We start from the raw sequence: 9,738 nt of genomic DNA, 5'->3' as shown, positions 1-9,738 counted from the left end.
TCGGTTAGAATACCGGCCTGTCACGCCGGGGGTCGCGGGTTCGAGTCCCGTCCGCTGCGCCATCTTCGTTTCAAGGTCCCTAGAACACCTTGAAGCAAACACAAAAGAAGCGATCCTGTTGTCGCTTTTTTTGTGCCTGCCCTGAGGCCATTGCGCCGGAAGGGTAGACCCAGGTTTCAATCGGGCGCAAGCCCGGATGATACGCAGCGGTAGTTCAGTCGGTTAGAATACCGGCCTGTCACGCCGGGGGTCGCGGGTTCGAGTCCCGTCCGCTGCGCCATCTTAGCCTCAAGGCCCCTTGAACGCCTTGAAGCACGAAAAAAGCGACCTTCGGGTCGCTTTTTTTGTTTCTACGGCTGGAAACCCCCGGCTTTACCCAGATTTACACCAACCTGACAGACTCTTCACCGACCAGTGGTTCCTGTGCCTGCCTGCTGTGTTGCACAATAGGCACTTTCTCGACTTACCCGGAATTCGCAATGACCAGATCTTCCGTCTTTGGTGCGCTCGGGCTGGCCCTGGTGCTGGCGGGGGTGGCCGGTTGTTCCTCGAAAAAAACCGCCGTGTACGAGCACGAGAACTTCGATGACTCGGGTACCTTCTCGCGCAGTTTTCCGGTGAGCGATGCCGGCTCCTGCGAGGCCGCCCGGCGTGCCTTGCTCAGCCAGGGCTACATCATCACCAACAGCGGCGCCAACCAGGTGGTGGGCAACAAGAGCTTCCAGCAGAACAGCGAGAACCACCTGCAGATCAGCTTCAACGTGACCTGCGCGCCGGATGTGAGCGACGAGCAGCGTTCGACCATGTTCGCCAACGCCCTGCAGGACCGTTACGCGCTGAAAAAGTCCAACACCTCCGCCAGCCTTGGCGTGGGCGTGCTGGGTTCGGTATCGATGCCGATCGGCTCCAGCGACGACTCGATGGTCAAGGTGGCCAGCGAAACGGTGACGGCGGCGCAGTTCTATGACCGGTATTTCGCCCTGGTAGAGAGCTACCTGCCCAAGCCCAAGCCGAAGAAGGTCGAAGAGGCCAAGGTCGAGGCGCCCAAGGTGCAGAAACCCGCGGTGGAACTGGGGCTGCCGGAGCAGGCAGCTGCGAACCCGGTGGCACCTGCCCCGGCTCCGGAAGCCGTACCTGTGGCGCAAGTTGCACCAGCGGCTACGGCCGTTGCCCCGGCCAGTGAAGCAGCAGCGGCACCGGTGGTGAATGACAGCCAGGGCTCGCAGCCTGTCGCGCCGCCGGCCGAAGCGGCGCCGATTCAGGTGCAGCCCGAAGCCCAGCCTGCCGAGGCCGCATCGCCTTCCCTTTGACTGTTTGCCTGTACCGGCCTCTTCGCGGGTAAACCCGCTCCCACAGGTACTGCACAGAGTTTGAGATCGGTGCAGTACCTGTGGGAGCGGGTTTACCCGCGAAGAGGCCGGTACGGGCTGTAAACATTCCCTGTTACAGACACCCCGCGATAACTTCCTGAACACCTGCTACGTTTACCACTCATAAGCTTGTCATCATCTCTTCATCCCACCTGCCTAGGCTGAAGGTGATACCTACGAAGACAAAACGAGCAAAGAGGACGCAGGGCGATGGATGAATACCAGGAAGAACTACTCGAAACCCAGGCTTACGAACTGGACACCCCGGAACCGGCTGAAGACGCTACCGAGCTTTAGCCCGCCCGCCGCTGGCTGCGGCGGAACTCCCCCGGCGTTAGGCCCGTCCAGCGCTTGAACGCGCGCTGGAAGGCCTCGGCCGAAGCAAACCCCAACAGATAGGCAATCTCGCCAAAGGCCAGCTCCGTGTCACGGATATAGGTCTCGGCCAGGTCGCGCCGCGTTTCATTGAGCAAGTCGCGAAAGCGCGTGCCTTCCTCGGCCAGCTTGCGGCGCAGGGTCCAGGTGGGCAACTGCAAGTGCAGCGCCACTTCTTCCAGGTCCGGTTCACGGCCGCCATTGAGCAGCGGGCCCAGCAGATGAGTAATGCGCTCACCCAGGCTGCGCACCCGCGTGAGCTGTTGCATTTGCGCCTCACACAGCTGCAGCAGGTGCTGCCAGGTGCTCGGGCAGTGCCTGGGGTTGGCCAGCTGCAGTGTGGCGCGGCTCAGACGCAGCTGGTTGCCCTCGGCCGCGAACTGTACGGGTGCGCTGCACAGCGGCTGATAGCGCGCCGCATAGGGAGGCGCGGAAAATTCGATGTCCAGGCGCTCGGCCTGCACCGTTGTGCCAGCCAGATCGGCCAGCTGCGCCAGCCAGCCGGCAAGCAGTGAATCGACCACAAAGCGGTTGTAGGCGTTGTAGGGGCTGATGGAGTAGAAGCGCAACCAGGCGCCCTGGGCATCTTCCTCGAAGCTGGAATGGCCACGGTAGTTGGCCGCGTACAGTGGCTCGAAGCGCAGCAGGGTGCGCGCCGCATCGCCCAGGGTCGGCGCCTGGGCGGCGGTGACCCCGGCCAGGCCGGCATGCGCCAGTCGGCTCAGGCGCCCCATGTGCAGGCCCAGCGCGGCCTCACCGCACAGCTCGATGGCGGCGTGGCCCAGGTGCATGTAACGGGGGATCGACAAGCGCCCGCCGGCTTCTGCGAGGCGGGGTGCATCCAGGCCATAGCGGCGCAGCAGAGGCTCAGGCTCGTGCCCCAGTTCGCGCAGGGCTTCGGTCAGCGGCTGGACAAAGCCTACCGAAAGGTCGCCCAGGCGTACACGGGGGCGGGCCATGGGCCTATAGCCACAGGTTCAGCAGGCGAGCGCCATGGGTGGGGGTACCCGCCAGCAACTCACCCGACTGGCGGGCAAAGCCCTGGCCGTCGCTGGCCTGTTCCCAGAACTGCCCGCGCATGAACACGCTCATGCTGCTGACGCTGGCCCCTGCGGCCTCGGTCAGGCGTTGCCAGGCGCTCTGTTCGCTGACTTCGCCACGTTGCAGGGGCAGCCCGGCGCTGGCCTCCTGGTGGCGATTACCACGCCATGGCGCTTCCCAACTGCCCTTGCCGCTGAGGAATACCGGGTTGGCGATCAGTTGTACCGCTTGTTGTGCCAGTTGCTGATGGTTTTCCGGGTACCAGCTGTCACTGCCAACCAGTACACCCAGGCGCCCGGCAGGGGTTTGCACCACTTGCAGGGGTTGTTGGCGGCCATCGTGGACATAGCGGCGCATTTCACTGTCGGGGAACTGCTGGCGCTGTGGCTGGCCCAGCAGTGAGCCATCACCGGCAAACACCAGGCTGCTATTGAACAGCGGGCCACTGCCGGCGTGCAGCACGCCCTGTTTCACGTAAGGCGCAGGCAGCACGATGGAGCCAGCCACCAGGGTAACGCCAAACTCCTTGGCCAGCCCGCCGAACAGCTGTTGGTAGTCCGCGGCCATCTGCTCGGCCTTCATGCGCAGGTGTGCATCCGCGCGCCAATCGTCGCCGTCGGCACGCAGCATGGCCAGGCCGTAACGCAGCGGGTTGCTCAGCTCCAGCCATTGCAAGGCCTCGCGGCTTTGCGTGACCTGATACAGCTCGTTCTTTTCCCCGCGAGCCCATAGCCAGGTACCGATGTGCTCCGGCAGCACCACCACCGTGCGCTGGCTCACCAGGCCCTGGGCGCGGGCCTGCTCCAGATAGGCTGCCAGCTTGCGGTGAAGGCGTTGCAGGTTCTGGTAGTCGCCCGGGTACAGCAGCGGCTCGACGCCAAGCAGGTTGCCGTGCTCGCCCGGTACGCCATGGTTGAGTGCCAGCTCGATGCGCAGGTCGGAAAGGTAGTGGCCTTCCGGGCGCTGCTGGGTCCAGAAGCCGTAGCCGCAAAGGGCGGCAATCATCACCAGCGCCAAGGCGCTTGCCAGGAGTTTTCGCATGAGGCTTTGGTTTTTATCTAAAGCTGAGGCATGAACTTATCATACATGCTGTAGTGAAAAAAGGGCGGCGTCTGTTCTCCTGGCTTGATTTGAAAGCAGGGGTTGAAGCATATGTTTATATGCTGTGGCGACGTGAATTTCCACTGCCGCTTGTGAAGCTTCTGATATCAGCGGTTTCATCTTTCGGGTCTAGCGCTTTTTTTAATAATCTCTCGGCGGTGCTGACAATGTAAGCGTTGGTATTCTGCGCGTCTTGCACTAATGGCTTGGGAGAAAAAGTGTAAAAATCTCTGGTCGGCCTGCCCTCGTCATCAAGAGATTTTGCCGCGTGCTGTAAATACTGATTTCTAATGATTGTTCTACCCTCAGGTGTTTTTTTTAGCTCGTGGAAGTTGGTGATGAAGCGTTGGTTTTTTGTATACTCTCGGTATTGATTTTCCAGGACTGGTACGGTAGCCGTTCGATTTTTATCTGTAAAAACGTCGAATACCGCATGGTTTGCTATTTTTTTGGTGGTTACATGAAATCTAGCGTCTTCAGGGCCTTGGAAGGAAATCTTGGTCTTTGAGGTTTGTATGTAGGTAACGGATTGAATATGGGAATTGGATATTGGCGCGTGGCCGGTCGGGTCGCTATAGTTAATGGGGTCGCCTGAGCAGAACGTGTAAGGATTCAGGCCACCTTTCAGAAAGGGACTTAGGTCATCAGTTGAGTGGAATCGCATCAATCGGGAATTATAAATACGATAGCTGTGGGGTACATAGTCACCCAGCACCCTGTCAAAGTACTCACCATTGAAGCCGAGCAGTGAATAGAGTTCTGTGCAAAAACCATAAGGCGTATACGCATGGCTATGGTTTGCACTGGCCTGCGCGGTGCCGAAGGTGGAGCCTTTTATATCGGATGTAAGCAGGGTAGAGGCCGTACCTTTGACGTTGCGCTCTGCCAGCGTAATGTCACCCATGCGAAACAGGCTGCAAGGCTCGTCACCCTGCAGCCTGGTAAGGAGTTTGTCATCTTGGTAGAAGAAGAGAGAGCGCTTTGGCGACCGATTCATGTCTGGTGCTCGTAGACTGAGGGAGACGTTGATTTGTCTCCATTATGAAAACTCCGGCCAATCCTTCAACTGGCAAAAATGATAGGGCGTCGCGTTCACCAGGATCAGTAACTTGTCAGTTTCGATCATTGAGCCAATTCAAACGGCTGTTTAATGTCGCTGACAGACAAACGACGGGCCCCGCCGACCAGTGAGGTGCCCGCATACCGTGATCACGCCACCAGGGGACCTTCCATGGCCGCCGACCGCTACCCGCACCTGCTCGCTCCGCTCGACCTGGGCTTCACCACTTTGCGCAACCGCACCTTGATGGGCTCCATGCACACCGGCCTCGAAGAGCGCCCCGGCGGCTTCGAGCGCATGGCCGCGTACTTTGCCGAGCGCGCTCGCGGCGGCGTCGGCCTGATGGTCACTGGCGGCATTGCGCCCAACGATGAAGGCGGGGTGTATTCCGGCGCGGCCAAGCTCAGCACCGAGGAAGAAGCCGACAAGCACCGCATCGTCACCGAAGCCGTGCACGCCGCCGGTGGCAAGGTGTGCCTGCAAATCCTGCATGCCGGGCGCTACGCCTACAGCCCACGGCAGGTGGCACCTAGCGCAATCCAGGCGCCGATCAACCCGTTCAAGCCCAAAGAGCTTGACGAGGAGGGCATCGAGAAACAGATCGCCGACTTCGTCAATTCCGCGGCGCTGGCCCAGCGCGCCGGCTACGACGGCGTCGAGATCATGGGTTCGGAAGGCTACTTCATCAATCAGTTCCTGGCTGCCCATACCAACCACCGCACCGACCGCTGGGGCGGCAGCTACGAAAACCGCATGCGCCTGGCGGTGGAAATCGTCAGCCGGGTGCGCGGCGCGGTAGGGCCGAATTTCATCATCATCTTCCGCCTGTCGATGCTCGACCTGGTCGAGGGTGGCAGCACCTGGGACGAGATCGAGCTGCTTGCCAAGGCCATCGAGCAGGCCGGCGCGACCTTGATCAACACCGGCATCGGCTGGCACGAAGCGCGTATCCCGACCATTGCCACCAAGGTGCCGCGTGCGGCATTCAGCAAGGTCACCGCCAAGCTGCGTGGCGTGGTGAGCATTCCGTTGATCACCACCAACCGTATCAATACGCCGGAAGTGGCCGAAGCCGTATTGGCCGAAGGTGATGCCGACATGGTCTCGATGGCCAGGCCGTTCCTGGCCGACCCGGACTTCGTCAACAAGGCAGCGGCTGGCCGCGCCGACGAGATCAATACCTGCATCGGCTGCAACCAGGCCTGCCTGGACCATACTTTTGGCGGCAAGCTGACCAGCTGCCTGGTCAACCCGCGTGCGTGCCACGAAACCGAGCTCAACTACCTGCCAGTACGGGCAGTGAAGCGCATTGCCGTGGTTGGCGCCGGCCCCGCCGGTTTGGCTGCGGCCACCGTGGCAGCCGAGCGTGGCCATGCGGTGACGCTGTTTGACGCCGCCAGCGAAATCGGCGGCCAGTTCAACGTGGCCAAGCGGGTGCCGGGCAAGGAGGAGTTCTTCGAAACCCTGCGCTATTTCCGCAACAAAGTGAAAAACACGGGCGTGGACCTGCGCCTGAATACCCGTGTCGACGTACAGGCGTTGGTGAGCGGCGGCTACGACGAAATCATCCTGGCCACTGGCATCGCACCGCGTACCCCGGCCATCCCAGGTGTCGAGCATGCCAAGGTGCTCAGCTACCTGGACGTGCTGCTTGAACGCAAGCCGGTGGGCAAGGCGGTTGCGGTGATTGGTGCGGGTGGCATCGGTTTCGATGTGTCCGAGTACCTGGTGCACGAGGGCGTGGCCACCAGCCAGGACCGTGAGGCGTTCTGGAAGGAGTGGGGCATCGATACCCATCTGGAGGCGCGGGGTGGCGTGGCCGGGGTCAAGGCCGAGCCGCATGCCCCGGCGCGCCAGGTCTACCTGTTGCAGCGCAAGAAGTCCAAGGTGGGTGATGGCCTGGGCAAGACGACCGGCTGGATTCACCGCACCGGGTTGAAGAACAAGCGGGTGCAGATGCTGAACAGCGTCGAGTACCTGGGTATCGACGATGCCGGTTTGCACATTCGCGTGGCGGACGGCGAGCCGCAGGTGCTGCCGGTGGACAACGTTGTGATCTGCGCCGGGCAGGACCCGCTGCGTGAGCTGCAGGACGGCCTGGTGGCGGAGGGGCAGTCGGTGCACCTGATTGGCGGGGCCGATGTGGCGGCCGAGCTGGATGCCAAACGGGCGATCAACCAAGGTTCAAGGTTGGCGGCGGAACTCTGAGATTGCTGGGGCTGCAAAGCAGCCCCAGGATTTCGCTGGTAAACTCGCACGATGCTTTTCGACTTCCCTCAAGCGCCCCTGCAACCCCTGAGCCTGCCTTGGCTGGCTACTGCCAATGTCGAGGCCGCCATCCTGCGGCTGGACCTGATCGACCCGCTGGTCAGCGGCAACAAGTGGTTCAAGCTTCGCCATCACCTGCAGCAAGCCAGCGTCAACAAAGCCCCGGGCCTGATCAGCCTCGGCGGCAACCACTCCAACCACCTGCACGCCCTGGCCGCCGCCGGCAAGCGCTTCGGCTTCGCCACCGCCGGCCTGCTGCGGGGTCACGCTCAGGAAACACCTACGGTGCGTGACCTTCAGGCGCTGGGCATGGAGCTGCACTGGCTGGGCTACGGCGGCTACCGCGCGCGCAACGAACCCGGATTCTGGGGGCCCTGGCAGGTACGCTACCCCGGCTGGCATTGCATTCCTGAAGGCGGCGGCGGGCCGGCCGGTGCGCAGGGCTGTGCCCTGATCATGGAACAGGCACGCGCGCAGATCACGGCACTGGGCTGGACGGGCTACGATGCCTGGTGGCTGGCTGCCGGAACAGGCACTACCTTGGCCGGCCTGGTACTGGCCGAGGCGGGTGCACATGCCGTTCATGGCGCGCTGGCTGTGCCCAGGGATCATGGTGTGCCGGACGCGGTGGCAGCATTGGCCGGTGCGCACGGCTACCAGCTCCACGACGCTTGCCGTGGCGGTTTCGGCAAATTCGACGATGAGCTGCTGACCTTCGTCGCCGAGTGCGAGCTGCACAGCGGTGTACCGCTCGAAGCCCTCTACACCGGCAAGGCCCTGCTGGCCTTGCGTGATCAGGTCGAGGCCGGGCTGTTCGCGCCCGGCACCCGCCTGATCGTGGTACACACCGGTGGCCTGCAGGGCCGGCGAGGTTACTTGTAGGGCAGCATGCGCAGCAGCGTGTTGTCACGCTGCACATAGTGGTGGTACAGCCCGGCCACCGCGTGCAGGCCGATCAGCCAGTAGCCCCAGCTGCCCACGCGTTCATGCCAGCCTTTGATGAACTTGGCCTGGTCCGGGTCCGGACCGATCAGGTGCGGCAGCTCCAGGCCGAAGAACGGCACCGGTTTGTCGGCGGCGCTGAGGATCAGCCAGCCGGCGAGCGGCATGCCGATCATCAGCAGGTACAGCGCCAGGTGCATCAGGTGCGCAAGGCCGGTCTGCCAGGCCGGCGGCTTGGGCACGATGGGCGGGGTAGGGCGGCTCAGGCGCATGGCCAGGCGCAGCCAGACCAGCACGAACACGCTGAGCCCGAGCATGAAGTGCAGGTCCTTCATCAGGTTGCGTTCGGCACTGTCCTTGGGGAACAGGCCGCGCAATTCGATGAGTGCATAGACAGCGGCCAGCAGCACCAGCATCAGCCAATGCAGGGCAATGGACAGGCGCGCGTAATGGGTCGTGGGGGTGGATGAAACCATGATCGGTCCTCGTCATCAGGTCAAAATGGCGCTCTTGCTGGCGCTCAGGTACCACTGTAGTGGTTACCAGAAACAAATCTTTGCGCTAGGTCTGTGAAAAATGTGTTGCCTGCGCTGAAAATGGCCAACTGTCAGCCACCAGAAACACCCGCTCCACCTCCTGCCAGGCACCCTCGGCATCAGGCTCCAACCTCACCAGCAACTGCGCCGGCGCCTGCCGCTCCAGCACATGCAACCAGGCCGCAAACTGCTCCACCGTCCAGCCTTCGCCTGGCTCGACCCGCGCAGGTGCCAGCCAGGCATGCCGCTGCAAGGGCTGCCAATGCTCCCCCTCTGCCATGACCCAGTCCCGCCGGCGCACCCAGCGCCCGCGCAAGTGCTGCGGGTTGGCGCCCGCAGGTGGTTCGGCATGCCCAGGCCACGGATAGAACAGGTAGCCACCCAGCCACACGTGTGCCTGCACCTGCTCAACCCCCAACCGCGCCAACAGCTCGCGGCTGTGCGCGCCGTTTGACATGGGCAACTGGTGGCCCGTCAGGTGCGCAAGTTTGCTCCCCAGCCGGTCATGGCACCCAGGCCCCAGCCAGGCATGCGGGTCGTGCCCGGCGTCTTGCGGCCCCAGGTACAACTTGATCGCCAGCTCAAGGTGGTGCACACCGTCGCGGTCGCGCAGTACTACGTCCAGTTCGCCCAGGGTGTGGCCACCGTCACGGATTGCCAGGTTGGCCGCCAGCAGCTCGATGCCGGGTGCCTGGCCCAGGGCAAATTGCCACAGCCGTTCGTAGTAAAGCCCCAGCCGCCGGCTGCCGAGCTTTGCCAGCCACTCGCGCAACGGGCGATCGTCGGCATCCAGCGCCCGCAACCAGCCCTCCAGGCGCTGCGGCTGCTCCGCCCAGAGGCTGCCCGTCAGCGGGTGGCGCTGGGGGCAGGGCGGGGCGCTGAGCAGGGGCGGCGACAGCAGGGCCCATGCCAGGTCGCGCACGGCGGGGCGGCGTAGCTGCCGGGGCAGGTCGTTGAGCAGGGCGAATGGCATCATCCAGCGAGCATAGCCGGTTTGCCGCTGCCCGGTGGTTTCGCCCATAATCGGTCCATCGTCACCCGTCGC

8 protein-coding genes and 1 tRNA gene are annotated in these 9,738 nt (G+C 62.9%); 4 read left to right on the top strand and 5 right to left on the bottom strand.

Features of this window, described 5'->3' with window-relative positions:
- The first annotated feature begins 203 nt into the window (after positions 1-203).
- Together WF331_RS26055 and WF331_RS26050 are read left to right on the top strand one after the other, a co-directional pair.
- Positions 204-280 (top strand) — tRNA-Asp (locus WF331_RS26055).
- A gap of 199 nt (positions 281-479) precedes the next feature.
- Entirely contained in the window at positions 480-1,310 is an 831-nt protein-coding gene (locus tag WF331_RS26050; RefSeq protein WP_340623447.1) for a DUF2242 domain-containing protein, read from the top strand.
- 353 nt (positions 1,311-1,663) lie between these two features.
- On the opposite strand, the gene WF331_RS26045 is transcribed toward WF331_RS26050, so the two are convergent.
- The 3 genes from WF331_RS26045 to WF331_RS26035 form a co-directional block, all read right to left on the bottom strand.
- Entirely contained in the window at positions 1,664-2,704 is a 1,041-nt protein-coding gene (locus tag WF331_RS26045) for an AraC family transcriptional regulator (RefSeq protein WP_016500855.1), read from the bottom strand.
- A 4-nt stretch (positions 2,705-2,708) separates the two neighbouring features.
- Positions 2,709-3,827: a nitrilase-related carbon-nitrogen hydrolase gene (locus tag WF331_RS26040; RefSeq protein ID WP_041167822.1), complete on the bottom strand. Its 1,119-nt coding sequence runs from the start codon at positions 3,825-3,827 to the stop codon at positions 2,709-2,711.
- 115 nt (positions 3,828-3,942) lie between these two features.
- On the bottom strand, positions 3,943-4,884 hold the full coding sequence (locus WF331_RS26035; protein WP_340623446.1) for an RHS repeat-associated core domain-containing protein: 942 nt from the start codon (positions 4,882-4,884) through the stop codon (positions 3,943-3,945).
- 234 nt (positions 4,885-5,118) lie between these two features.
- Between WF331_RS26035 and WF331_RS26030 the strand changes: the two genes are divergently transcribed.
- Both WF331_RS26030 and WF331_RS26025 read left to right on the top strand, forming a co-directional pair.
- Positions 5,119-7,155 (top strand): NADPH-dependent 2,4-dienoyl-CoA reductase, encoded by a 2,037-nt coding sequence (locus tag WF331_RS26030; RefSeq protein WP_340623445.1) that lies wholly within the window; start codon positions 5,119-5,121, stop codon positions 7,153-7,155.
- 51 nt (positions 7,156-7,206) lie between these two features.
- Positions 7,207-8,097 carry a 1-aminocyclopropane-1-carboxylate deaminase/D-cysteine desulfhydrase gene (locus tag WF331_RS26025; RefSeq protein ID WP_284361591.1) on the top strand — a complete coding sequence of 297 codons (891 nt, stop codon included), beginning with the start codon at positions 7,207-7,209 and terminating at the stop codon, positions 8,095-8,097.
- Here the strand turns inward: WF331_RS26025 and WF331_RS26020 are convergent.
- Positions 8,088-8,633, bottom strand: a complete 546-nt coding sequence (locus WF331_RS26020) for a cytochrome b (protein ID WP_016500850.1) — start codon at positions 8,631-8,633, stop codon at positions 8,088-8,090. The genes WF331_RS26025 and WF331_RS26020 overlap by 10 nt on opposite strands.
- Positions 8,634-8,718: 85 nt before the next feature.
- Complete coding sequence (locus tag WF331_RS26015) at positions 8,719-9,714, bottom strand: DUF1853 family protein (protein WP_284361586.1); 996 nt, start codon at positions 9,712-9,714, stop codon at positions 8,719-8,721.
- Between the last annotated feature and the right edge of the window lie 24 nt (positions 9,715-9,738).

Origin of the sequence: Pseudomonas sp. YNh (genome assembly GCF_037993085.1) — a bacterium.
Lineage (GTDB): Bacteria > Pseudomonadota > Gammaproteobacteria > Pseudomonadales > Pseudomonadaceae > Aquipseudomonas > Aquipseudomonas putida.
Note: the sequence above shows the minus strand (reverse complement) of the source record. Positions and strands in the feature narration are given on the sequence as shown.

Coding starts and splice junctions, on each gene's coding strand:
- WF331_RS26050 (WP_340623447.1), top strand. CDS start 480: ATGACCAGATCTTCCGTCTTTGGTGCGCTCGGGCTGGCCCTGGTGCTG.
- WF331_RS26045 (WP_016500855.1), bottom strand. CDS start 2,704: ATGGCCCGCCCCCGTGTACGCCTGGGCGACCTTTCGGTAGGCTTTGTC.
- WF331_RS26040 (WP_041167822.1), bottom strand. CDS start 3,827: ATGCGAAAACTCCTGGCAAGCGCCTTGGCGCTGGTGATGATTGCCGCC.
- WF331_RS26035 (WP_340623446.1), bottom strand. CDS start 4,884: ATGAATCGGTCGCCAAAGCGCTCTCTCTTCTTCTACCAAGATGACAAA.
- WF331_RS26030 (WP_340623445.1), top strand. CDS start 5,119: ATGGCCGCCGACCGCTACCCGCACCTGCTCGCTCCGCTCGACCTGGGC.
- WF331_RS26025 (WP_284361591.1), top strand. CDS start 7,207: ATGCTTTTCGACTTCCCTCAAGCGCCCCTGCAACCCCTGAGCCTGCCT.
- WF331_RS26020 (WP_016500850.1), bottom strand. CDS start 8,633: ATGGTTTCATCCACCCCCACGACCCATTACGCGCGCCTGTCCATTGCC.
- WF331_RS26015 (WP_284361586.1), bottom strand. CDS start 9,714: ATGGGCGAAACCACCGGGCAGCGGCAAACCGGCTATGCTCGCTGGATG.